General features: G+C 71.6%; 21 protein-coding genes and 1 tRNA gene. 5 read left to right on the forward strand and 17 right to left on the reverse strand.

What is annotated here, in order from left to right; genetic code table 11:
* Positions 1–47: 47 nt before the first annotated feature.
* Positions 48–1031: a zinc-binding alcohol dehydrogenase family protein gene (locus tag AOM09_RS11300; RefSeq protein WP_062388402.1), complete on the reverse strand. Its 984-nt coding sequence runs from the start codon at positions 1029–1031 to the stop codon at positions 48–50.
* 180 nt (positions 1032–1211) lie between these two features.
* Here AOM09_RS11300 and AOM09_RS11305 point away from each other — a divergent pair, with 180 nt between their 5' ends.
* From AOM09_RS11305 to AOM09_RS11315, 3 genes are all read left to right on the forward strand, one after another.
* Positions 1212–3590, forward strand: coding sequence for a LamG-like jellyroll fold domain-containing protein (locus AOM09_RS11305; protein WP_062388405.1), 2379 nt, complete (start codon positions 1212–1214; stop codon positions 3588–3590).
* Positions 3591–3782: 192 nt separating this feature from the next.
* Positions 3783–5246, forward strand: coding sequence for a glycoside hydrolase family 43 protein (locus AOM09_RS11310; protein WP_062388408.1), 1464 nt, complete (start codon positions 3783–3785; stop codon positions 5244–5246).
* A 9-nt stretch (positions 5247–5255) separates the two neighbouring features.
* Entirely contained in the window at positions 5256–6092 is an 837-nt protein-coding gene (locus tag AOM09_RS11315; protein WP_062388411.1) for an HAD-IIB family hydrolase, read from the forward strand.
* Between the two features lie 21 nt (positions 6093–6113).
* On the opposite strand, the gene AOM09_RS11320 is transcribed toward AOM09_RS11315, so the two are convergent.
* The 16 genes from AOM09_RS11320 to AOM09_RS11390 all read right to left on the reverse strand — a co-directional run bounded on the left by AOM09_RS11320 (position 6114) and on the right by AOM09_RS11390 (position 20250).
* Positions 6114–6470: a GntR family transcriptional regulator gene (locus tag AOM09_RS11320; RefSeq protein ID WP_062388414.1), complete on the reverse strand. Its 357-nt coding sequence runs from the start codon at positions 6468–6470 to the stop codon at positions 6114–6116.
* Entirely contained in the window at positions 6454–7443 is a 990-nt protein-coding gene (locus AOM09_RS11325; RefSeq protein ID WP_062388417.1) for a DUF1648 domain-containing protein, read from the reverse strand. The genes AOM09_RS11320 and AOM09_RS11325 overlap by 17 nt, the downstream gene beginning before the upstream one ends.
* Positions 7444–7594: 151 nt before the next feature.
* A tRNA-Ala gene (locus tag AOM09_RS11330) sits at positions 7595–7667 on the reverse strand.
* Positions 7668–7733: 66 nt separating this feature from the next.
* The gene (locus AOM09_RS11335) at positions 7734–8363 is read right to left on the reverse strand and encodes a histidine phosphatase family protein (RefSeq protein ID WP_062388419.1); all 630 of its coding nucleotides are present in this window, start codon (positions 8361–8363) and stop codon (positions 7734–7736) included.
* The gene (locus tag AOM09_RS11340; RefSeq protein ID WP_062388421.1) at positions 8360–8980 is read right to left on the reverse strand and encodes a histidine phosphatase family protein; all 621 of its coding nucleotides are present in this window, start codon (positions 8978–8980) and stop codon (positions 8360–8362) included. Before AOM09_RS11340 ends, AOM09_RS11335 begins: the two co-directional genes overlap by 4 nt.
* Entirely contained in the window at positions 8977–9339 is a 363-nt protein-coding gene (gene rsfS, locus AOM09_RS11345) for a ribosome silencing factor (RefSeq protein ID WP_062388423.1), read from the reverse strand. Before rsfS ends, AOM09_RS11340 begins: the two co-directional genes overlap by 4 nt.
* On the reverse strand, positions 9336–10934 hold the full coding sequence (locus tag AOM09_RS11350) for a hypothetical protein (RefSeq protein WP_156162349.1): 1599 nt from the start codon (positions 10932–10934) through the stop codon (positions 9336–9338). Before AOM09_RS11350 ends, rsfS begins: the two co-directional genes overlap by 4 nt.
* The gene (nadD, locus tag AOM09_RS11355) at positions 10927–11523 is read right to left on the reverse strand and encodes a nicotinate-nucleotide adenylyltransferase (protein WP_062388429.1); all 597 of its coding nucleotides are present in this window, start codon (positions 11521–11523) and stop codon (positions 10927–10929) included. Before nadD ends, AOM09_RS11350 begins: the two co-directional genes overlap by 8 nt.
* 1 nt (position 11524) lies before the next feature.
* On the reverse strand, positions 11525–11671 hold the full coding sequence (locus tag AOM09_RS15380) for a hypothetical protein (RefSeq protein ID WP_169747654.1): 147 nt from the start codon (positions 11669–11671) through the stop codon (positions 11525–11527).
* Positions 11672–11739: 68 nt separating this feature from the next.
* Positions 11740–13023 (reverse strand): glutamate-5-semialdehyde dehydrogenase, encoded by a 1284-nt coding sequence (locus AOM09_RS11360; protein ID WP_062388432.1) that lies wholly within the window; start codon positions 13021–13023, stop codon positions 11740–11742.
* A 188-nt stretch (positions 13024–13211) separates the two neighbouring features.
* Complete coding sequence (gene proB, locus AOM09_RS11365; protein WP_062388435.1) at positions 13212–14327, reverse strand: glutamate 5-kinase; 1116 nt, start codon at positions 14325–14327, stop codon at positions 13212–13214.
* Positions 14328–14361: 34 nt separating this feature from the next.
* Positions 14362–15888 (reverse strand): GTPase ObgE, encoded by a 1527-nt coding sequence (gene obgE, locus AOM09_RS11370; protein WP_062388438.1) that lies wholly within the window; start codon positions 15886–15888, stop codon positions 14362–14364.
* Between the two features lie 131 nt (positions 15889–16019).
* Positions 16020–16271: a 50S ribosomal protein L27 gene (gene rpmA, locus AOM09_RS11375; protein ID WP_062303964.1), complete on the reverse strand. Its 252-nt coding sequence runs from the start codon at positions 16269–16271 to the stop codon at positions 16020–16022.
* A gap of 14 nt (positions 16272–16285) precedes the next feature.
* Complete coding sequence (gene rplU, locus AOM09_RS11380; RefSeq protein ID WP_062388441.1) at positions 16286–16594, reverse strand: 50S ribosomal protein L21; 309 nt, start codon at positions 16592–16594, stop codon at positions 16286–16288.
* A 335-nt stretch (positions 16595–16929) separates the two neighbouring features.
* Entirely contained in the window at positions 16930–17658 is a 729-nt protein-coding gene (locus tag AOM09_RS11385; RefSeq protein ID WP_156162350.1) for a hypothetical protein, read from the reverse strand.
* A gap of 246 nt (positions 17659–17904) precedes the next feature.
* Entirely contained in the window at positions 17905–20250 is a 2346-nt protein-coding gene (locus AOM09_RS11390) for an Rne/Rng family ribonuclease (protein ID WP_439644985.1), read from the reverse strand.
* A 448-nt stretch (positions 20251–20698) separates the two neighbouring features.
* Here AOM09_RS11390 and AOM09_RS11395 point away from each other — a divergent pair, with 448 nt between their 5' ends.
* Together AOM09_RS11395 and cydB are read left to right on the forward strand one after the other, a co-directional pair.
* Positions 20699–22174 (forward strand): cytochrome ubiquinol oxidase subunit I, encoded by a 1476-nt coding sequence (locus AOM09_RS11395; RefSeq protein ID WP_062388455.1) that lies wholly within the window; start codon positions 20699–20701, stop codon positions 22172–22174.
* A 13-nt stretch (positions 22175–22187) separates the two neighbouring features.
* Positions 22188–23210 (forward strand): cytochrome d ubiquinol oxidase subunit II, encoded by a 1023-nt coding sequence (gene cydB, locus AOM09_RS11400; RefSeq protein WP_062388457.1) that lies wholly within the window; start codon positions 22188–22190, stop codon positions 23208–23210.
* Positions 23211–23214 lie beyond the last annotated feature (4 nt).

The raw sequence follows: 23214 nt of genomic DNA on the forward strand, positions 1-23214 counted from the left end.
GCTCGCGCCCCATCCGTCAGTGGGAATCGAAGGGCGGACCGGCGGGCTCAGCCCATGCGGATCACGAGCGAGCCGCGGGCGCGCCCCGCGCGCAGGTCCAGCAGCGCATCGTCCACCCCGTCGAAGCCATACGTGGTGACCGCGGGCGCGAGGCGCAGGTTCCGCGCCAGTGCGAGGAACTCCGCACCGTCCGCCCTGGTGTTGGCGGTGACCGAGCGCAGATCCCGCTCGTAGAACAGCGAGCGGTCGTAGTCGATCTCGGGGATGGGCGACATGTGGATGCCCGCGCTCACCACCGTGCCGCCGCGCGCCGTCGCGTCGAGCGCCTGCGTGAGGATCGCGCCGACGGGCGCGAACACGATCGCCGCGTCGAGCACCTCCGGGGGCACCGCGTCCTCGCCGCCGACGAAGTCCACCTCGAGCTCGCGCGCGAGCGCCTGGTTGCGCGCGCCGCGTGTGATCGCCATCACGGTCGCGCCTGCCGCCTTCGCGAGCTGCGCGGTGATGGACGCGCTCGACCCGAAGCCGTAGATCCCCAGCACGCCGCCGGACGGAAGGTTGGCGCGGCGCAGGGCGCGGTAGCCGATGATGCCGGCGCACAGCAGCGGCGCGAGCGCGAGCGCCTCGTCGTCGCGCGGCAGCGGATAGGCGTAGGCCTCCGGGACCGTGAGCAGCTCGGCGTAGCCGCCGTCGTGATCCCAGCCGGTGAAGGTCGCCTCGGGGCACAGGTTCTCGCGGCCCGAGCGGCACCAGCGGCACGCCCCGCACGTCCGGTGCAGCCAGGCGACCCCCACGCGGTCCCCGAAGCCGACCGACCGCACCGCGTCGCCCGCGGCGACCACCGTCCCGACCACCTGGTGGCCGGGGACCACCCCGGGACGATGCACGGGCAGGTCCCCGTCGATGACGTGCAGGTCCGTACGGCACACGCCGCACGCCTCCACGCGCACGAGCAGCTCGTCGCGGGCCGGCACCGGCTCGGGCGCGGACTCGCGGCGTAGCGCCCCCTCACGCACCCTCCAGGCGTCCATGGCACACCTCCGCCACCAGTGAAGCACCGCGCGGGCCGGCCTGCCGAGGCCCCCGGCGCACATGCCGCAGACCTCGTCAAAGTTCCCATTGCACGCCCCGTTACATCGTTGTAGAGTCGCCGCGTCGGAGGCGAGGAAGCCTTCGCACCCATCTCTGTCCAACGATGAACAGGAGACGATGTGGCCCTCAGCCGCAGCACACGCCTCAGCCTCGGGGCGCTCGCCGCCACCGCCGCGCTCACCGCCTCGGCCGCCGCGGCCCCCGCATGGGCCGGCAAGCCCGCGCCGGCCCCGACCACCCCCACCTTCACCGACGTCACCGTCCACGACCCCTCGATCGTCACGTCCGGCGACGCGATCTGGGCGTTCGGCTCTCACGGCGCCTCGGCGTACACGACCGACCTCATGAACTGGACCCAGAACTCGGTCGACCTGAGCCAGGACGCGAACAACCCGCTCTTCGACGACGTCTACTCGGAGCTCGCCGAGACCTTCGCGTGGGCCCAGACCAGCACCCTGTGGGCGGCGGACGTGATCCAGCTCGCCGACGGGAAGTACTACATGTACTACAACGCGTGCAAGGGCGACTCGCCCCGGTCGGCGCTGGGCGTCGCCGTGTCCGACGACGTCGACGGCCCCTACGAGGACCTCGGGATCATCCTCAAGTCGGGGATGTGGGACGAGGAGTCCGAGAACCCGGGTGAGATCTACGACGCGACCGTCCACCCCAACACGGTCGACCCGGACGCGTTCTACGACGCCGAGGGCAACCTCTGGATGGTCTACGGCTCGTACTCGGGCGGCATCTTCATCCTCCAGCTGGATCCCGCCACGGGCCTCCCCCTGCCCGACCAGGGCTACGGCACCCACCTCGTGGGCGGCAACCACGCCCGCATCGAGGCGCCCACCGTCCGCTTCGACGAGGAGACCGGCTACTACTACCTGTTCCTCTCCTACGGGGGTCTCGACGCGAACGGCGGCTACGAGGTACGGGTCGCGCGCTCGGAGCACCCCGACGGCCCCTATGTCGACGCGAACGGCCACGACATGTCCACCGTGAAGGGCGCCGAGGGCACCCTGTTCGACGACGACTCGATCGAGCCGTATGGCGTGAAGATCATGGACGGCTACACGTTCACCCGTGAGGTGGGCGATCCCGGCACGGGCGAGGGCACCGGCTACGTCTCCCCCGGCCACACGTCCTGGTACGACGACCCCGCCACGGGCGATTCGTACATCGTGCTCCACTCCCGCTTCCCCGGCACCGGCGAGAAGCACAACGTCCGGGTGAACCGGATGTACATGAACGAGGGCGGCTGGCCCGTGGTCGCGCCGTTCCGCTACGCGGGCGAGCGCGACCGCCGGATCAAGGGCAACGAGGTCACCGGCACCTGGCAGATCATCGACCTCGGCACCGAGATCAGCGCCGAGCCCGACCTGCCGGTCGACGTCACGTTCGCGGCCAACGGTCGCATCTCGGGCGACCTCACGGGCACGTGGAGGCTGTCGGGCGACAGCACCGCGACGCTTCGCACCTCGGATGGGACCTACACGGGCGTGTTCGCGCCCGTCTGGGACGACCAGCGTGAGACGTGGACGGTGGGCCTCACGGTGCAGGACGCGACCGGCGACTCCCTGTGGGGCCGCCAGGTCGACGTCCTCAAGCCCAAGGACGCGGTCGCCGCGGTGGTGGCGGACCTCGACCTGGGCGACACCTCCGCGGTCACGGCGGACCTGACCCTGCCGACCACGGGCACCAGCGGCACCACCCTCTCGTGGGCGTCCTCCGACGAGGCGCACCTGTCCGGCACCGGCGACGTCACGCGCCCCGCCGCCGGAGAGGACGACGCGACGGTGACGCTCATGGCGACCATCGTCAACGGCAAGGTGAGGACGACGGTCGCGTTCACCGTCGTGGTCCTGGCGCGGCCGGCAGCCGTCCAGATCGGCGGCTGGTCCTTCGACGGCGACCTGGCCGACTCCACGGCACACGGCGGCACGGCGTGGACCACAGGCAACCGCATCGACACCACCGGCGGCGACGCCGCCTTCGTCGAGGACGGCGTCTCGGGCCAGGCTGTCCACCTGGACGGCGCCAGCGGCATCCAGCTGCCGTACGGGCTCGTGCAGGGCGACACCTACACGGTCAGCATGTGGCTGCGCCCGTCCGCGCTCACGCAGTACACCACCGCGTTCTTCGCGGCGGCGGACGGCGACCACTGGGTGAGCCTGGTCCCGCGCGGCCACGACGGCGTCAGCCAGAGCACGATGCTGTGGTCCGGCTCCGCGTGGTACGACGCGGGTACCGGCGCGCAGATCCCCGTGGGCGAGTGGACGCACGTCGCGTTCACGGTCGACGGCGGCGACGTCAGCGTCTATCTCGACGGCGAGGCCGCCTTCACCGGCACCGGCTTCCCGAACGTCCTCACCAGCCCTGATGGCCGCTTCGCCATCGGCGTCAACTGGTGGGACACACCGTTCGCCGGCGACGTCGACGAGGTCGCGGTGTGGACCTCGGCCCTGACCCCGGAGGAGATCGCAGCCCTCGCCACGGCCTGATCTCCCCCGTCCCCAGGAGCGGGGGGCGCCTCCCCCGGCGCCCCCCGCTTCGCCATGCTCGGACCCGGGCGCGCAGCCTCCCGGCGCACCGGCCTGCGGTTTGACCCGCCCATTTACAACGTTGTAGGGTCGCGGCAGCCCTCGGCGCGGTCCCCGCCGAGCACACTGTCCGACGACGCACAGGAGCCCTCCGTGACCCGCACCCGAGCCGCCGCCGCGGCCGCCACCCTCGCCGCCGCAACCCTCGCGCTGTCCGCGTGCAGCGCATCGTCCGGCGGCCTGCCCGAGCTCGAGGCGCCCACCTTCGCCGAGGTCACCGTCCACGACCCGTCGGTGGTGACGTCCGGTGAGGAAATCTGGGTCTTCGGCTCCCACGCCGCCTCCGCGTACACGACCGACCTCATGTCGTGGACGCAGCACAGCACGAGCGTCGACGATGCCGACGCGGCGGGCCTGTTCGACGACATCCGCGCGGAGCTCGAGGAGACCTTCGACTGGGCGCAGTCCGGCACGCTGTGGGCGGCCGACGTGGTCCAGCTGCCCGACGGCCGCTACGCGATGTACTACAACTCGTGCCGGGGCGACTCGCCGCTGTCCGCGCTCGGCCTTGCGATCGCCGACGAGGTCGGGGGCCCCTACGAGGACGAGGGCATCCTGCTGCGGTCGGGCATGTCCGACGAGGAGTCGGAGAACGCGGGCGAGATGTACGACGCGACCGTCATGCCCAACGCCGTCGACCCCGACGCGTTCTACGAAGCCGACGGGAACCTCTGGATGGTCTACGGCTCGTACTCCGGCGGCATCTTCATCCTCGAGATGGACCCGACGACGGGGATGCCGCTCGCGGGCCAGGGATACGGCACGCACCTGCTCGGCGGCAACCACGTCCGCATCGAGGGACCGACCATCCGCTACGACGAGGAGACGGGCTACTACTACCTGTTCCTGTCGTTCGGCGGTCTCGACGCCTCCGGCGGCTACGAGCTGCGCGTGATGCGCTCCGAGAACCCCGACGGGCCGTACCTGGACGCCGAGGGCAACGACGCGTCGGCCATCGCGGGCCCGGACGGCTCGTTCTTCGACGACGCGGCGATCGAGCCCTACGGCGTCAAGCTCATCGGCGGCCACGAGTGGGCGGACGGCCCGGGCATCGGCGGAGACGCCGGCTACGTGTCCCCCGGCCACAGCTCGTGGTACGACGACCCGGACACGGGCGAGTCGTTCCTGGTGTTCCACTCGCGCTTCCCCGGCACGGGCGAGATGCACGAGGTCCGCGTCCACCAGATGCACATGAACGCCGACGGCTGGCCCGTGGTCTCGCCCGAGCGCTACGCCGGCGAGAGCCTCGTCGAGGTGAGCGCGGACGATGCGGTGGGCACGTGGCAGGTGGTGACCTTCGACAAGGTGATCTCGCCGCTCGCGCCCACGTCCGCTCCCGCGACGCTCGAGGCGGACGGCACGGTCTCGGGCGGCGTCGAGGGTACGTGGGAGCTCTCCGGCGACCAGGACCTCACCATCACGACGGCGGATGCCACGTTCACCGGGGTCATCACGCCCGCGTGGAACCCGACCGCCGAGGCCTGGACCTGGGGGCTCACCGTCACCTCCGAGCAGGGCGTGCCGCTCTGGGGACGGCAGGACGTGGCGTCCTCATAGGGTGAGGGGGTGACCTCCCCCACCGCCGCATCGTCCCCTCGCGCCATCTTCCTCGACGTCGACGGGACATACGCCCACCACGGCGTAGTGCCCGAGGAGCACGAGCGCGCCGTCCGCGCCGCACGCGCGGCGGGCCACCTGGTGCTCCTCTGCACCGGACGCCCCGTGTCGCTCCTGCCGGAGCGCATCACGGCTGCGGGCTTCGACGGCTACGTCGCCGGCGCCGGCGCGTACGTGGTCCTGGGCGACGAGGTCCTGCTCGACACGCGGTTCCCGGCCACGCTCGCGACGCGTGCGATCGCGGCGCTCGACCACGCCGGGGCCCTCTTCCTGCTCGAGGGACCGCACTCCACGCACGCCCGCCCCGCGACCCTCGCCGCGATGAGCACGCACCTGCCCCAGCGCGGCGAGGCGGCCACCGGGCGCAGCGACATCACCGCGGCGATCACCGCGGCCGAGGACCTCGCCGACGTCGCGTTCGGGAAGATCACGACCTTCCACGCCGAGGTCGCGGTCCACGAGATCGCCGCGGCGATCGGCCCCGAGGTCGCGGTCATCCCGTCGTCGATCCCCGACCTCGGCCCGGGCGCCGGGGAGATCTTCCTCGCCCACGTGCACAAGGCCGTGGGCATCGCCGCCGTGGTCGCGCGGCTCGGCCTCGCACGCGAGGACGTGATCGCGTTCGGCGACGGGCTCAACGACGTCGAGATGCTCGCGTACGCGGGCCTGGGCGTGGCCATCGAGGGCGCGGACGATGCGGTGCTCGCCGCGGCCGACCGCGTCACCCCGGGCCCCGAGCGCGGCGGGATCGCGTCCGCGTTCGCGGAGCTCGGCCTGCTGGGCTGACGGACCCGGGCGGGCCGCGCGTCAGCCCTCGTCCACCGCCGCCCGCACGAGCGCGGCGAGCGCATCCGCACCCACCCCGAGCTCCCTGCCGCGGGCCGCGAGCGCCCTCGCCTCGCCCCTCAGGGCCGCGAGCGCACGCGCGTGATCGGAGACGACCGCGCCGCGCCCGCGGCGCATCTCGACCAGGCCCTCGTCGCGCAGGACCTGATACGCCTTGAGGACCGTGTGGAGGTTGACGTCCAGGGCGGCCGCGACCTCGCGCGCCGAGGGGAGCCGGTCGCCGGCCGCGAGCGTGCCGTCGCTCGCCTGGCGGCGCACATCCGCCGCGATCTGGTCGTAGAGCGGCGACGCCGCCCCCGGGTCAACCCTGAGCAGCATGGGCGTTCTCCGCGGATGCGGCGAGCACGGCGGCCGCGGTGGCGGCGTCGTCGACCGTCACCACGAAGCGCCTGCCGGAGCGTCGCGTGACCTCGAGCGCGGGACCCGACCGCAGCACCACGGCGGTCGCGCCCGGGATCTGACGGATGCCGTAACCGCCGTACTCGGCCAGCCCGGTCACCTCGACCGCCGCGGCCTGGGCGACATCCTCGGCGGGCACCCGCATCCGCACGAGCCGCGCACCGGACGTCACCGTGAGCCCGGCGGCGTCGACCCGGACGGTGAACGCCGTGAACGTCATGAGCAGCAGGCTCACGAGGGCGGCGACGCCCGTGAACACGCCCGCGGCCGCGCCGTCCCCGATCACCCACATCGCGACGGCGGTGACCCCGAGCGCCACGGCGACGAGCACGAGGAAGGCGACCAGGCCGCGTCCCATCTCGGCGCGGCCGAGCCACGCGGCTCGCTGCCCCGCCTCGAGCACGATCGCCTCGGCGGGCGCCGCGGGGCGCCGCGTCCACGGCTCGCGCGCCTGGACGAGCCAGCCCAGCACGCCGACGACGGCGCCGGCGCCCAGCCCGAGCGCGATGACGCCGCCCACGCCCGGCGCCGCGGTGGCGTCCTCGAGGCCGCGTTGCATCACCAGGGACCCGGCCAGCAGCGTGCCGAGGAACACCGAGAGGCCTGCGGCGACCGCCGGCAGCAGGTCGAGCGTGAAGCCGCGCAGCCCGCGCCGGAGCGCCGGGAGCGCGGACGCGCCGAGCACGAGCGGCAGGACGCCCGCGACGAGCGCGGTCATGAGCGGCACCGCCCAGGCCGGCGAGAAGCCGTCCGGACCGGAGCCGCTCCAGTGGGTCGCGACAGGGTCCGGCAGCTCGGCCATGACGGCGAGCTCGACCCCGACCGCCGCGAGGCACGCCACCGCCGGAACCACGACACCGACCACGAGGGCACGCGATACGGCCTTGCTCATCTCAGCCTCCCAGAAAGCACAGTTGTTATAGATGAACTATAACACTTGGGGGGACGGCTCGGCGCGGACCGGACCGTCGCATCATGCCCGGGAAACACGAAAGGCCGCCCCGAAGGGCGGCCTTTCGATCAAGTGCTGTCTCAACACTTCGTGGAGCTGAGGGGACTCGAACCCCTGACCCCCTGCATGCCATGCAGGTGCGCTACCAGCTGCGCCACAGCCCCGTCATCCTTGCGGATTCCGTGCTCTTGAGAGCGAGATAGATACTAGCCCAGATCCTTGACCAAGTGTTAATCGGCCTCGGGCAGCGACTCTGCCAGGGACGATGCGGCGGAGTGGCCGTAGCGGACCATCGACCAGCGGCCGTGCATGCCCTCGAGCACGTTCCAGTGCGCGTGCGGGAGCTTGCCGAGCACCTGCGAGCGGACGTCGAGCCCGAGCAGTGCGAGCGAGCCGAGCATGATCGCGGAACCATGGCTGACTGCGACCACCAGCCGCGCGCCCTCGCATGCCTCGACCAGGCCCGCCGCGACGCGCGCGGCGACGTCCGGCGCCTCGCCCCAGCCGGCGATCTCGGGGTCCAGGCCCCGCATGCGCCGCTCGTAGCCCTCGGGCCAACGCTCGCGCACCTCGTCCCACGTGAGCCCCTCCCACGCCCCGTACGAGCGCTGGGTGAGCCGCGAATCGGGCCGTGCGGGCACGCCCGTCACCGCGGACAGCTCCGCGGCGGTGTCCGCGGCGCGCAGGAGCGGCGAGGTGACGATGCGGTCCGGGATGCCGTAGGCGCCGACGAGCGCCCGTGCGGCGTCCCGGGCGTCGGCCCGCCCCTGGTCGCCGAGCGGCACGTCGAGCGAGCCCTGCAGCCGGCCCTCGGCGTTGAAGGCGGTCCGGCCGTGGCGCATGAGCACGAGGACGGTCACAGCGACCTCCCCGGGGGCGGCGCGCCGACGTTGTGGGCCTCGAGCGACCAGCCGCCGCTCGCCGCGGGGACCAGGCGCGACCACGCGGCGTTGTGGAGGCTGCCGAGCGTGCGGCCCTCGAAGGGGAGCCCGAGCAGCGCGAGCAGGAGCATGCGTCCCGACGAGCCGTGCGCGACCAGCACGAGGTCGCCGCTCACGCGCGCGGACCACTCCTCCGCGGCGACGGTCATGCGCGCGGCCACCTCGGCGTGCGTCTCGTAGCCGTCGAAGTCGGGCTCGTACCCTGCCCGCCAGGCGGCGTCCTCGTCAGGGAAGCGCTCCGCGCGCTCGTGCCCCAGGAGCCCCTCCCACGGGCCGTAGCGCCGCTCCGCGAGACGCGCGTCCCGGTGGAGCGCGACCGGTCGGTCGCCCACGATGATCCGGGCCGTCTCGGCCGCGCGGTCGAGGTGCGAGGACACGACCACCGCATCGTCGCCGAGCGCACGCCACAGGGACGATGCGGCCGCATGGGCCTGCGCGCGCCCCGTCGCGTTGAGCGGGATGTCGGTCGACCCCTGAAGCCGGCCCTCGCGGTTCCAGTCGGTCTGGCCGTGACGGACCAGGAAGATCCGGGTCACTCCCCCAGCCCGAGGTCGATGACCGGGCAGTCCTTCCACAGGCGCTCGAGCTCGTAGTAGCCGCGCTCCTCGTCGTGCATGACGTGGACGATGACGTCGTTGAAGTCGAGCAGCGCCCAGCGTCCCTCGCGCACGCCTTCGCGACGGACGGCATCGGCGCCGAGCTCGCGGAGCTCCTCCTCGATCGCCTCGGCGACCGCGGCGACCTGGCGTTCGTTCGACGCCGAGGCGATGACGAACGCGTCCGCGAGCGGCAGGTGCGCCGAGACGTCCAGCGCGACGATCTGCTCGGCCTTCTTGGCATCCGCGGCACGCGCGGCGGCGTGCACCAGGGCGAGCGCCCGCTCGGTGGCCGTCATCCCGCGTTCCCCGTGAGGTGCCACACGAGCACTCCGAGCAGGAACGCCACCGCCCCGATCACCGCGAGGTGCGCCCACGCGAAGTGGTGCGCGCCCTCCTCGTGCTCCTCGGGAAGCGGGCGCCGGATCGGCTCGGAGAGGGGGACCTCGGTCGCGCTCGGACCGTCGCCGACCTGGCCCGCGGGCGCCGTGCCCGCCGAGGTCTCGCTCGACGCGTAGCCGTGCATGATCTTGGTGAAGTCGGGGACGGGGATGTCCTGCGACGGCGCGTAGTCGGCGACCTCGCGCGGCTGCGCCTGCGCGAGCGGATGCGAGTCCCACACCGTGGGAGCGGACGCCGCCGCCGGCGCCACGGGACGGAGCCCGGCGGGGACGATGGGCGCGCCGCCCGTCGGCGTGCGGACGCCGGCCGGCACGGGTGCCTCCGCGGGCGCCTCGTCCTCCGCGGCGTCCTCGACCTCGACGGGCGCGGCGACGGTCTCGCCCAAGCCGAGAGCCGCCTCCTGCGCCGCCTGCGCGTAGACCTCGGCGGGGTCGAGCGCGTCGGAGCGCTGCTCATCGAGCACGTCGGCGACGTCGCCATCGTCCTCGGCGGCGTCCGGCTCGTCGTGCATGGACAGGTCGCCGTCCTCGGCGGGCGCGTCGACCCAGGCCGGCGCGCGGTGGATCTGCTGCGTCGCGTTGATGCCCGCCATGGCTTCCGCGGTCAGGCGGCGGATCTCGGCCGCAGGGTCCTCGGCGGGAGCGTCCGCGAACGCGGAGTCCTCACGCGCATCCTCGTGGGCGTCCTGCTGCTGCTCGGGCTCGGAAGCGGGCTCGGTGTCCTGCACGGGCGCGACTCCGCCGTCGCCCGTCTCAGGCGAGCGCTCCTCGAGGCGCTGCGCCTGAAGCGAGCCCGGCGGGAAGAGGTGACGGTACTCCTCCGGGATCGCTTCGATGGCGCCGGTGGGGGTCGGTTCCGTGACGAACTCGTCGGTCGGCTCGGGTTCGTCGTCGGGCTCGGGCTCGTCGTCGACGACAGGCTCGTGCGCGGCCGCGACCTCGGCGGCGAAGCCCTCCCACGGCGACGTCAGCTGCACACGGGCGGGCTCGGGCTCGGGCTCGGGCTCGGGCTCGGGCTCGGGCTCGGGCTCGGGCTCGGGCTCGGGCTGAGCATCGTGGACCTCCGCCTCGGGCTCAACCACAGCATCGTCCGCGGCCGGCTCCGCGTCGGCATCGACGTCTACGTCGACCGCCGGCTCGGGCTCGGGCTCGGGCTCAGGCTCGACTGCATCCGCAGGCGCCTCCGGCTCGACCTCCTCGGCGGGCTCGCTGCGGCGCCGCATGACGAGCTCCTGCGCATCGAGCATCTCGGGCGTCATCGCAGGCAGCTGCCCGGTCGCGATGAGCTCCTCCTCGCGGGTCCACGTCTCCATGGGCCGCTCGGCGCGCTCCATCTCGCGGCGCTCCTTGCGGGTGAGCGGCGTGCCGTCGGGGTGCGTGGCGGGTCCTGCGACGGCGGACGGGATCGGGGTGGTCGGCTGGTCCGGGGCGGCCATCCTGGCCTCGACCTCGCGACGCTCTCTGCGCGACAAAGGCCTGCCCTGGTCAGTCATCAAGTCCTCCGTAGTAGAGCCCGTTCACTGCGATGTAGTCGGCCACGGACCGCGGTACAAGGTAGCGGATAGGCAACCCGGCCCTCACCCGGCGGCGCACATCGGTAGACGATATCGCCAGAGCGGGGACCTCCACCAGGATATGCGGCGACGCACTCTCAGCCAACGCATGTCCGGGCCGTGTCACCCCCACGAACGTGGCGAGCTCGACCAGCCTGTCCGGTTCGCGCCACTCGTCCAGGCGCGCGATCGCGTCCGCGCCCGTGATGAAGAACAGCTCCGCATCGGGACGCTGCTCGCGCAGGTCCGCGAGGGTGTCGACCGTGTACGTGACGCCGCCCCGCTCGATGTCGACGGGAGACACGGCGAACCGCTCGTCCTCGGCCGCGGCGAGCTCGCACATCGCGAGCCGATGCGCCGGCGTCTCCGTGTCGTAGCCCTGCTTGAACGGCTGCGCATGCGCCGGGGTCAGCAGGATCTGGTCGAGTCCCAGCCGCGCGCATACCTCCGAGGCTGCGGCGAGGTGGCCGTGATGGATCGGGTCGAACGTGCCGCCCAGCACACCCACGCGAGCGAGGGGCGCGGTCACGTCAGTGGCGCGTGCCGACGCTCCGGAACGCGTACGTCACGAAGAGCAGGCCCATGAGGCCCACGAAGGCGAGCAGGCCGATCGCCTCGGCCGGGATGGGCAGCTCGGTGACGACGTGCGACGTGGTCTCGACGGCCTCGGTGATCATAGGGACTCCTCCTGTTGTCTCCCGCGATTATGGCACCTGCGAAGGCCCCGCCGATGCGCCGCCGGAGGTCAGGGACGGATGTGACCCTCGCCGTACGCGACCCAGGTGGTCGTGGTGAGCTCGCCGAGCCCCATGGGCCCGCGCGCGTGGAGCTTCTGCGTGGAGATGCCGATCTCCGCTCCCAGCCCGAACTCGCCGCCGTCGGTGAACCTCGTCGACGCGTTGACCATGACGGCGGCGGAGTCGATGTGCGCGACGAACCGCTGCGACGCGTCGATGTCGTTCGTGACGATCGCCTCGGTGTGGCCGGTCGAGTAGCGCGCGATGTGCTGGATCGCCTCGTCGATCGAGTCGACCACCTTGACCGCGAGGTCGAGCGACAGGTACTCCGTCGCCCAGTCCTCCTCCGTGGCGGGAACCGTCGGGACGTTCGCCGGCGCGAGGTCGGCCGCCGCATCGTCCGCATGGATGGTCACGCCCGCCTCGTGGAGCGCCTCGAGGATCACCGGAAGGTTGTCCGCGGCGTCCTTGTGGACCAGGAGCGTCTCGGCCGCGTTGCACACCCCTACGCGGTGCGTCTTCGCGTTGAGCACGATCGCGAGCGAGCGCTCGAGCGGCGCCGACGCGTCGAGGTAGACGTGGCAGTTGCCCTCCCCCGTCTCGATCGCGGGCACCGTCGACTCGCGCACGACGGTCTGGATGAGGTCACGTCCGCCGCGCGGCACGAGCACGTCGACGAGCCCTCGCGCGTTCATCAGCACCTTCGCCCCGGCGCGCCCGTACGCGTCGATGGACTGGACGGCGTCGCGCGGCAGGCCGACCTCCTCGAGCGCGTCCTGCAGCACCTCGACGATGACCTCGTTCGATGCGGCGGCCGCCGAGCCGCCGCGCAGCACGGCCGCGTTGCCCGACTTGAGCGACAATCCGGCGGCGTCGACGGTCACGTTCGGGCGCGCCTCGTAGATCATGCCGACCACGCCCATCGGCACGGCCTTCTGGATGATCCGGATGCCGTTGGGGAGCGTCGAGCCCCGCTTTACCTCACCGACCGGGTCGGGGAGCGTCGCGACGTACCTCAGCGCCTCGGCGATCTTCGCGATGCGGTCCTCATCGAGCGCGAGGCGGTCGAGCAGGCCCGGGCTCATGTCGTTGCCAAGCCCCCGCGCGAGGTCCTCGGCGTTGGCGGCGACGATGCGCGGCGCCTGCGCGACGAGCGCGTCGGCCATGGCGTGGAGCGCATCGTTCTTCGCCGTCGTCGTGGCGGTCGCGAGCGCGCGCGACGCGAGCTTGGCGCGCCGGCACGCCTCGAGGACGGCGGATTCGACGTCGGTGGGGATCGCGGTCTCGGTCATGTCTGTCGAGTGTAGAAGCCCCGAAGGTGCCTGCCCAGGCCCGTGTGGCACCATCCCCGCCCCACTCCCTGACACCAGCAACGGAGTTGGTCCCGGGTGCGCGGCGTGTCGCCCGAACACGGCCGCGACACGCCCGCGAACCGGGACTCGATCCGTTGGAAGTGTCGGACAGGGCGGGGCGGGGCGGGTCAGAGCACCACGAGGTGGTCGATGTGGATGAGCTCGCGCGCGTAGGCCTCGCCCAGCACCTCGCCGAGCGCCTCCGTCGACAGCCCCTTCATGCGGTCCGCCTCGTCCGACGAGAAGCCCGCGAAGCCGCGGGCCACCAGCGCGCCGTCCGGCGCGAGCAGGTCGACGGGCTCCCCCGCCTCGAAGTCGCCGCGGATCTCCACCACGCCGGCCGCCAGCAGGGACGCCTGGCGTCCACGCAGCGCCCGCACCGCGCCGTCGTCCAGCACGATGCCGCCGCGGGTCTTGGCGGCGTCCGCGAGCCACTGCAGACGCGTGGTCTCGGCCTTGCCCGTGGGCAGGAACAGCGTCCCCACGTCCTCGCCGGCGACGGCGCGCGCCGCATCGTGCGCCGCCGCGAGGACCGCGTGGACGCCCGAGGCCGTCGCGAGCGACGCCGCCTCGATCTTGGTGATCATGCCGCCGGTGCCCACGGCGGAGCCGCGGCGCGAGATGTCGATGCCGTGCAGGTCCTCCGGACCCGCGACGGAGACGATGCGGCGGGCGCCCGGGGTGCCGGGAGCCGCCGTGTAGAGGGCGTCGACGTCGGTGAGGAGGACGAGCGCGTCGGCTCGCACCGCGGTGGCGACGAGCGCGGCGAGGCGATCGTTGTCGCCGAAGCGGATCTCGTCCGTCGCCACCGTGTCGTTCTCGTTGATGATCGGCACCACGCCGAGCGCGAGCAGCGACTCGAGCGCGCGGCGTGCGTTGCCGTAGTGCGCGCGACGCACCATGTCGTCCGCGGTGAGCAGGACCTGACCGACCGTGAGGCCGAACCGCGCGAACGCCACCGTGTACGCGTGGACCAGCTTGCCCTGACCCACCGAGGCGGCGGCCTGCTGGAGCTCGAGGTTGGTGGGGCGGGCCGCGAGCCCGAGCGGGCCGATGCCCGCCGCGATCGAGCCGGACGTCACCAGCAGCACCTCGCGGCCTTCGCGCCGCGCCGCGCCCAGGACGTCGACGAGCGCGCCGAGGCGCGCCTCGTCGAGCTGCCCGCCCGGTCCCGTGAGCGACGACGACCCGACCTTGACGACGATGCGCCGTGCCTGCGCCACCGCCGTGCGCGCCTCGCTCACATGACCTCCCGGGGGACGGATACCTGCGAGAAGGCTACTCGTCGTCCTGGGAGGGATCGGTCCAGTGGCCGGCGTCGCGCTCGGTCCACAGCTCCTTGCGGGCCTCTGCGCGGGCGTCCATCTTCTCCTTGAACTCCTGGCGCTTCTCCGCGCGCGTGGCGCGGTGGTGACGCTCGTGCTGCTCGATGCGCAGGTCGGAGCCGCGCTGACCGAGGAGCTCGGCGCCCGCCATCATGGTGGGCTCCCAGTCGAACATGATGCCGCCCTGGCGCGGGCCGATGACGACCTCGCAGCCGGGGGTCGCGCCGGCCTTGAACAGCGCGGTCTCGACGCCCGCCTTCGCGAGACGGTCGGCCAGGTAGCCCACGGCCTCGTCGTTGGCGAAGTTGGTCTGCTTGACCCAGCGCTCGACCTTGGCGCCGCGCACCTGGTAGTAGTCCTCCGCGCCGTCACGCACGTGGGTGACGGTGAACCCGGACTCGTCGACGGCCTTGGGCCGCAGGACGATCGGCGCCTTCTCCAGCACCGGCACCTTCGCGCGCTCCTCCGTGACCATCGCGGCGAGGGCGAAGCCCAGCTCGCGCAGACCCTCGTGGCTCACGGCGCTCACCTCGAAGATGGGCATGCCGCGCTCTTCGAGATCCGGGCGCACGATGGCGGCGAGGTCCTTGCCGTCCGGGATGTCGACCTTGTTGAGGATGACGATCTGGGGGCGCTCGGCTAGCGGGACGCCGCTGATCGCCTCGTCTCCCGAGTAGGCGCGCAGCTCCTTGGAGATGATGTCCAGGTCGCGCAGCGGGTCGCGCTCTGTCTCGAGGGTCGCGGTGTCGAGCACGTGCGCGATCACGGAGCAGCGTTCGATGTGACGCAGGAAGTCGTGGCCGAGGCCCTTGCCCTCGGAGGCGCCCTCGATGAGGCCGGGCACGTCGGCGATCGTGTACTTGGTGCCGCCGGACTCGACCACGCCCAGGTTGGGGACCAGCGTGGTGAACGGATAGTCGGCGATCTTGGGGCGCACGCGAGACATCGCGGCGATGATCGAGGACTTGCCGGCGCTCGGGAAGCCCACGAGCGCGACGTCGGCGATCGACTTGAGCTCGAGGACGGCCGACGCCTCCTCGCCCGGCTCGCCGAGCAGCGCGAAGCCGGGGGCCTTGCGCTTCTGGGTCGCGAGGGCCGCATTGCCCAGCCCACCGCGGCCGCCCTGAGCCAGCACGTACTCCGCGCCCTCGCCCACGAGGTCGGCGAGGAACTCGCCCTCGCGCGACTTCACGATCGTGCCGCTGGGCACGCCCAGGCGCAGATCGGCGGCGTTGGCGCCGTGACGCATGTCGCCGGCGCCCTGCTTGCCGTTCTCGGCGGTGCGGTGCGGCGCGTGGTGGTAGTCCAGCAGCGTGGTGACCTGCGGGTCGACCACGAGGATGACCGAGCCGCCCCGGCCGCCGTTGCCGCCGTCGGGGCCGCCCAGCGGCTTGAACTTCTCGCGGTGCACGGAGGCGACGCCGTGGCCACCGTTGCCCGCCGTGACGTGCAGCGTCACGCGGTCGACGAACGATGCCATGAGTGCCTCCTGAAGGCGGCCGGACCGGACGATGCCGCGGGTCTCCCCCGCATCGTCCCCAGCCTAGAGATGAGTCAGGGGCGGTGCCTTGCGGCGCCGCCCCTGACTGGAAAAGCTTGTGTGCGAGGTGCTTACGCCTCGACGATGTCGATGACCTTGCGGCCCCGACGCTGACCGAACTGGACCGCACCGGCGGTCAGCGCGAACAGGGTGTCGTCCTTGCCACGACCGACGTTGAGGCCGGGGTGGAAGTGGGTGCCACGCTGGCGGACGATGATCTCGCCGGCGTTGACGACCTGACCACCGAAGCGCTTCACGCCCAGGTACTGGGCGTTCGAGTCACGACCGTTGCGCGAGGAGCTCGCGCCCTTCTTGTGTGCCATGAGTGTCTCCTCGCTTACTTGATGCCGGTGACCTTGAGGCGCGTGAGGTCCTGGCGGTGACCAATGCGCTTGCGGTAACCAGTCTTGTTCTTGTACTTGAGGATGGTGATCTTCGGGCCCCGCTCGTCGCGGACGACCTCGGCGGTCACCTTCACCTTGGCCAGCGCCTTCGCGTCGGCGGTGACCTTGTCACCGTCGACGAGCAGCACCGGAGCGAGCTCGACGGTCGAACCGGCGTCTGCCTTCAGACGGTCGACCACGACGATGTCGCCCACGGAGACCTTCTCCTGGCGGCCACCGGCCTTCACAATCGCGTACACCATGATTTTTCCTCGTGAAACTCGTTGATGAACCCCGAACGGGGTCAGATTTCCTGCCGCAGCCGCTCCCCAGAGGGCGCAGGCAGGGCCTCAGCGCTCGGCGCGCCGACGTACAAATGTACCCGCTGCACCCGGCCCCGGTCAAACCGGGCGGCCCCTTCGGCGGGTCGCTCCCCGCACCGCACCGACGGTGCGGATCGCGTGGAGCCCGACACGCCGCCGATGGCGTGCACGTCGACGATTCTACCGGCTGGCACTCGACCGCGGACGCACCGTTCGACGCGGGTGCGCCCACGCCATGCGACAACGGTGGGATCCGCACGAGGCAGGCCCGCAGGTCACCACGGCATCGGCTTGGTCGTGCAGAGCGTGGCGTCCTTGAGCTTGGGGTCGTCCAAGGCGCTTCCACGGACGATGACCAGGTTCACACCCACCTTGATGCACGACTTCGCTGTCGTGGAGTCGGGCCACACGGCCACGGTGTTGGCCGAGGGCAGCGGCAGCTTGCCGAAGTTGAGCGTGATCGACTTGCCTGTGTTGTAGAAGGCGTACGAGGACAACGCGTTCCGGTTCACCTGGTTCCTCGACGCCGACTTCGTGGAGGTGCATGAGTAGGTCGCGGACGCACCGATGCTCCACGGCGCCGAGGCGCTGAGCGAGAGCCCGCTGGGCTTGCACTCCTGGTGCCGCACGACCATCTTCGACTCCAGGCTCGAGAGCTTCACCGGGGTCGTGCTCGAGCAGGTGGTCGTCGCCCACACCGCGATGCGCGGATCAGCAACGACGGTCTTGGGCGACTCGACGATGTACGCCTCGTAGGGGCTGTACGGCCGGGCGTAGGCGCGGAACGTGGACGTCATGTTGGCGCCGACGCGGTAGTGGATGCATGCCTTGACGCTCGAGAGGTAGATCGACTGGGTGTGCGACCGGTACTGCGTCACCGTCGTGGTCGTCGAGCTGAACGACGACGACGCCGCTCGCCCCTCGGGCGCCACGGACACGGCGACCACGAGCGTCATCACCATGGCGACGAGCACTGCGATGAAACGCGTTCTGGTGTGCGACATGACTTGGCATCCCCCCTGGTCCGCGCGCATCCGCCCGACCGGCGATCACAGTTGACCGACGTGGCAGATCGAACGGTATCGGCGACGCTCGCGCGATGTCAACGGAGCTTGCCGGCGATCGTGCGAGGTGAGGAGCGCCCGACCGCGGGGCGATCCGAGCGCCGAGGACCTCGCAGGGCGCAACCCCCAAGAAACGACGAGGCGCGCCCCTCGCGGGACGCGCCTCGTGCACAGAAGGCGGCGGACCTACTGGTCGTCGGCCGCCTGCTCGGGCTCCGGCAGGACGATCGGCACGTCGATGACGCGCTCGGCGTCCCCGGCGTCCGTCACGACCTCGTCGTGGTGGTGCGCCTTCTCGGCGGCGGCGGCGATCGAGGCGAGCGTCGCCTTGACGGCGGCACGGGCTTCCTCACGGTCGTCGAGCGCGTGGGTCTCCCCCTGCACCGGGCCGTGGTGCTGCTCGGGCTCGGGCTGCTTGGGCTCCGGCTGCTGCTTCGGCTGCTGCTGGCCGCCCTGCGAGCCGCCCTGCTGCTTCTGCTGGTGCTGCTGGCCGCCGCGCGAGCCGCGCGAACGGCGCGTCTCGGGCTGCTTCTCGCTCGCCTCGGCCACGGGCTCGCCGTGGACCAGGAAGCCGCGTCCCTTGCAGTGCTCGCAGGTCTCGGAGAAGGCCTCGACCAGCCCCTGACCCACGCGCTTGCGGGTCATCTGGACCAGGCCGAGCGACGTGACCTCGGCCACCTGGTGCTTGGTCCGGTCGCGGCCCAGGCACTCGATGAGGCGGCGCAGGACGCGGTCGCGGTTGGCCTCGAGCAGCATGTCGACGAAGTCGATGACGATGATGCCGCCGATGTCGCGCAGCCTCAGCTGGCGCACGATCTCCTCGGCCGCCTCGAGGTTGTTGAGCGTCATCGTCTCCTCGAGCGTGCCGCCCTTGCCCACGAACTTGCCCGTGTTGACGTCGATGACCGTCATCGCCTCGGTGCGGTCGATGACGAGCGAGCCGCCCGAGGGCAGCCAGACCTTGCGGTCCATGCCCTTCGCGAGCTGCTCGTCGATGCGCGACTCCGCGAACACATCCCGGTCGCCCGCGAACTTGTGCAGGCGCGGCATGAGGTCCGGCGCCACCTGGCCCACGTACATGGACAGCGAGTTCCACGTGTCGTCGCCCTGGATGGTGAGCGAGTCGAAGTCCTCGTTGAAGATGTCGCGGACCACGCGGATCGCCATGTCGGGCTCGCCGCGCAGGAGCTTGGGCGCCTTGGTGCCCGGCTTCGACTCGTCGAGGATGGTCTGCCACTGGCGCTTGAGACGCTCGACGTCGGCGCGCAGCTCCTCCTCCGAGGCGCCCTCAGCGGCGGTGCGCACGATCACGCCGGCGTCGGACGGGATGACCTCGCGCAGCAGCTTCTTGAGGCGGTTGCGCTCGGTGTCGGGGAGCTTGCGGGAGATGCCGGTGACGCCGCCGCCGGGCACGTAGACCAGGAAGCGGCCCGCGAGCGAGATCTGCGACGTGACGCGAGCGCCCTTGTGGCCGATCGGGTCCTTGGTGACCTGCACCATGACCGTGTCGCCGGGCTTGAGCGCGAGCTCGATGCGCTTGGCCTTGCCCTCGAGGCCCGCGGCATCCCAGTTGACCTCGCCGGCGTACAGCACGGCGTTGCGGCCGCGGCCGATGTCGACGAACGCGGCCTCCATGCCCGGCAGCACGTTCTGGATGCGGCCCAGGTAGACGTTGCCGGCCATCGACTGCTGCGCCTGGTGCGAGACGTAGTGCTCGACCAGCACATCGTCCTCGAGCACGGCGATCTGGACGCGGCTGTCCTTCTCGCGCACCACCATGGAGCGCTTGACGGACTCGCGCCGCGCGAGGAACTCGGCCTCGGAGATCACGGGGCGGCGGCGCTGGCCGTCGCGCGAGTCGCGGCGGCGCTGGCGCTTGGCCTGCAGGCGGGTCGAGCCCTGGAGCTGGTCGTCGTTCGAGGACGATGCGCCGGTCGAGCCGGAGCCCGACCCGGAGCGCGAGCCGCGGCTGCGGCGGCGCCGGCGACGGGAGCCGCCCTCGCCTTCGCCGTCCGCACCGGAGCCGTCGGCGCCCTCGTCGTCGGCCTCGTCGGACTGCTTCTCGGCCTCGGCCGTGTCGGCGGGCGCGTCCTCGGCGCCCTCGGCCGCCTCGCCAGCCTCGCCGGGCTTCTTCTTGCCGCGACCGCGACCTCCGCGGCGGCGGCGACGGCGCGCCGCCCCGTCACCGTCGGAGTCGTCGTCGGAGCCGCCCTCACCCTGGGCAGGGGCATCGGCCGCATCTGCCGCGGCCTCGACCGCGTCGGGCTGCTCGGCAGCGCCGTCCGCCGGCTTGTCGGCCTTGGGCTTCTTCTTCGCGCTCGAGCGCTTGCGCTTGGGCTTGTCCTCGGCGTCGGCGGAGGACGATGCGGCGGGCGCCGCGGGCTCGGGCGCCGAGAACGGCGACGCCGCGGGCGGCGTCACCGCGACGGGTGGGCCGGCCGGCGCCGAGGCGCGGCGCGAACGGGTGGGCTCGGGCGCCTGGAACAGGGGCGCGGCCACGGGGCTGTCGGGGGTGGTGTTTTCCTCGCTCACGCGGGTACCTCGAATCGAGACCGCCCACACGCGGTCCCGACATCATCGTCGTTCGCGGCTCACGATGCGTGGCCACGGAAGTCTGCTGGTCGCGGCGGACAGCGGCGATGGTGAGCGCCTATCCCCGATTTCCCGCCTCCGGCCTGTAGGCCGGCGAGATCGGTCGAGACTGGCTGCTGCGTCCTTGCTGCGTCTGTCGCGCGGTTGGCGTCCGGTGTGGCTGGACGTCTGACCTGCCCGCCATTGTGTCACAGGCCGCTCGGATCCCGGGCATCCGCGTGTCGGCGTCGCGGATCTGCGCGCCGCCACAACGGCGTGATCCCTGCCAGAGGACGTGCGCCACGCGACGATGCTGGTGCGTGCGGGAGAGCCGGGACCATCGTCCCGATGCGGTCGGCCGCTCTCCGCACTAGTTTCTCTGCTTAAGCAACCTAGGAGGTCCCCGCCCATGGAAGCGCTCGAGCTTGCGCGCTGGCAGTTCGGCATCACCACCGTCTATCACTTCGTCCTGGTGCCGCTCACGATCGGTCTGTCCCTCCTCGTCGCGATCATGCAGACGGCATGGGTCCGGACCGGCAAGGAGAAGTGGCTCCGCCTCACGAAGTTCTACGGGAAGCTGCTGCTCATCAACTTCGCCCTCGGCGTCGCGACCGGCATCGTCCAGGAGTTCCAGTTCGGCATGAACTGGTCCGAGTACTCGCGGTTCGTCGGCGACGTGTTCGGCGCGCCGCTCGCGATGGAGGCGCTGCTGGCGTTCTTCCTCGAGTCGACGTTCCTGGGCCTGTGGATCTTCGGGTGGGACCGACTGCCCAAGAAGCTGCACCTGCTGTCGGTGTGGTGCTTCTCGATCGGCTCCCTGCTGTCGGCGTACTTCATCATCGCCGCGAACTCCTGGATGCAGCACCCCGTCGGCGCCGAGTACAACCCCGAGACGGGTCGCGCCGAGATGACCGACATCGGCGCGGTGCTCACCAACAACACGACGCTGGTCGCGTTCCCGCACGTCATCGCGACGGCGTTCCTGGTCGCCGGCACGTTCGTCGCCGGCATCGCCGTCTACTGGATGGTGCGCCGCCACCGGGAGGCCGCGGATCACGCCGATCTCCCGATGTACCGCACGGCCGCGCGCTTCGGCGCGGTGACGATGATCCTCGCAGGCATCGCCGTGATCATCACGGGCGACGTGCAGGCGAAGCTGATGTTCGAGCAGCAGCCCATCAAGATGGCCGCGGCCGAGGGGCTCGTCGAGACCGAGCAGCCTGCGCCGTTCTCGTTGCTCGCGATCGGCAATCTCGCCGGAGACGACCCCTCCTCGGTGACGCACCTCATCGAGATCCCCGGCCTCACCTCGTACCTGGCGACCGGCGACTGGAGCGCGGAGGTCACCGGCCTCGACGACCTCCAGGAGATCTACGCCGAGCGCTACGGCGCCACCACGCCCGACGGCGAGGAGATCGAGTACAGGCCCAACCTCGCGGTGACGTACTGGTCCTTCCGCCTCATGATCGGGCTCGCGGCCTTCTCCGCGGCGCTCGCCCTGGGGATCCTGTGGTTCACCCGCAAGAAGGGGGTGGTGACGCAGGGCTGGATGAAGATCCTGGCGCTCGTGTCGCTGCCGATGCCGTTCCTCGCCGCCAGCTTCGGCTGGATCTTCACCGAGATGGGCCGCCAGCCGTTCGTGGTCGCGCCCAACCCGACAGGGTCCGATCAGATCATGCTCATGACGCTCTTCGGCTACTCGAGCTCGGTCAGCGCCGGCGAGGTCCTCACCTCGATGATCACGTTCACCGTCGTGTACGCGATCCTCGCCGTGTTCTGGTTCCGCCTCATGCAGCGGTACGCCAGCGAGGGCGCGCCGCACGTCGAGGAGCCCACCGTCCGAACCGACGACGACGCGTTCAAGCCGCTGTCGTTCGCGTACTGAGGAGTCCCCGCTCATGGAACTTGCAGAATTCTGGTTCATCCTCATCGCGGTGCTGTGGACCGGCTACCTGGTCCTCGAGGGCTTCGACTTCGGCGTCGGCATGCTCATGCCGATCATCGGCCGGTCCAACAAGGGCCGCCGCGTGGTCCTCAACACCATCGGCCCCGTGTGGGACGGCAACGAGGTCTGGCTGCTCACCGCGGGCGGCGCGACCTTCGCGGCGTTCCCCGAGTGGTACGCCACCATGTTCTCAGGCTTCTACCTGCCGCTGCTGCTCATCCTGGTCGCGCTCATCGTGCGCGCGGTGGCGATCGAGTACCGTGGGAAGATCAACGACCAGACGTGGCGCACGCGCTGGGACTACGTGATCATCGGCTCGGCGTGGGTGCCCTCCATCCTCTGGGGAGTCGCCTTCGCGAACCTCGTGCGGGGCGTCGAGCTCGACGCCGACCACCAGTACGTGGGGAACTTCTTCGACCTGCTCAGCCCGTTCGCCCTGCTCGGCGGGCTGGTGACGCTGTCGCTGTTCCTGTCGCACGGTGCGATCTTCCTGTCGCTCAAGACGGACGGCGAGATCCGTGAGCGCGCGGAGGCCTTCGCGCGCAAGGCGTCGCTCGTCGCGATCGCCGTCGCGGGCGCCTGGGCCGTCTGGGCCCAGCTCGCCTACTCCCGCAACACGTGGACCTGGGCCGCCGTGGCGCTGGCCGCGGTCGCGCTGGTCGGGGCGTGGTTCTCGACCCTCAAGGGTCGCTTCGGCTGGGCGTTCATCGCCAACGCGATCGCGATCGTGGGGGCCGTCACGCTCATCTTCGGTGCGATGTTCCCCAACGTCATGCCGGCGCTGGACCCGGCGAACTCGCTCACCGTCGACAACGCGTCCTCGACCGACTACACGCTCACCGTGATGACGTGGGTCGCCGTCATCATGACCCCGGTGGTGCTCGCGTACCAGGCATGGACCTACTGGGTGTTCCGCAAGCGCCTGTCGCTCGAGCACATCCCCGAGCACACCGAGCTGACCTTCACGAAGGGCTGACGCT

The organism is Demequina iriomotensis (assembly GCF_000971395.1).
GTDB classification, from domain to species: Bacteria; Actinomycetota; Actinomycetes; order Actinomycetales; family Demequinaceae; genus Demequina; species Demequina iriomotensis.

Coding starts and splice junctions, on each gene's coding strand:
- AOM09_RS11300 (WP_062388402.1), bottom strand. CDS start 1,031: ATGGACGCCTGGAGGGTGCGTGAGGGGGCGCTACGCCGCGAGTCCGCG.
- AOM09_RS11320 (WP_062388414.1), bottom strand. CDS start 6,470: ATGCTGCTCAGGGTTGACCCGGGGGCGGCGTCGCCGCTCTACGACCAG.
- AOM09_RS11325 (WP_062388417.1), bottom strand. CDS start 7,443: ATGAGCAAGGCCGTATCGCGTGCCCTCGTGGTCGGTGTCGTGGTTCCG.
- rsfS (WP_062388423.1), bottom strand. CDS start 9,339: ATGACGGCCACCGAGCGGGCGCTCGCCCTGGTGCACGCCGCCGCGCGT.
- AOM09_RS11350 (WP_156162349.1), bottom strand. CDS start 10,934: ATGACTGACCAGGGCAGGCCTTTGTCGCGCAGAGAGCGTCGCGAGGTC.
- AOM09_RS15380 (WP_169747654.1), bottom strand. CDS start 11,671: ATGATCACCGAGGCCGTCGAGACCACGTCGCACGTCGTCACCGAGCTG.
- AOM09_RS11360 (WP_062388432.1), bottom strand. CDS start 13,023: ATGACCGAGACCGCGATCCCCACCGACGTCGAATCCGCCGTCCTCGAG.
- obgE (WP_062388438.1), bottom strand. CDS start 15,888: ATGGCATCGTTCGTCGACCGCGTGACGCTGCACGTCACGGCGGGCAAC.
- rpmA (WP_062303964.1), bottom strand. CDS start 16,271: ATGGCACACAAGAAGGGCGCGAGCTCCTCGCGCAACGGTCGTGACTCG.
- rplU (WP_062388441.1), bottom strand. CDS start 16,594: ATGGTGTACGCGATTGTGAAGGCCGGTGGCCGCCAGGAGAAGGTCTCC.
- AOM09_RS11385 (WP_156162350.1), bottom strand. CDS start 17,658: ATGTCGCACACCAGAACGCGTTTCATCGCAGTGCTCGTCGCCATGGTG.
- AOM09_RS11395 (WP_062388455.1), top strand. CDS start 20,699: ATGGAAGCGCTCGAGCTTGCGCGCTGGCAGTTCGGCATCACCACCGTC.
- cydB (WP_062388457.1), top strand. CDS start 22,188: ATGGAACTTGCAGAATTCTGGTTCATCCTCATCGCGGTGCTGTGGACC.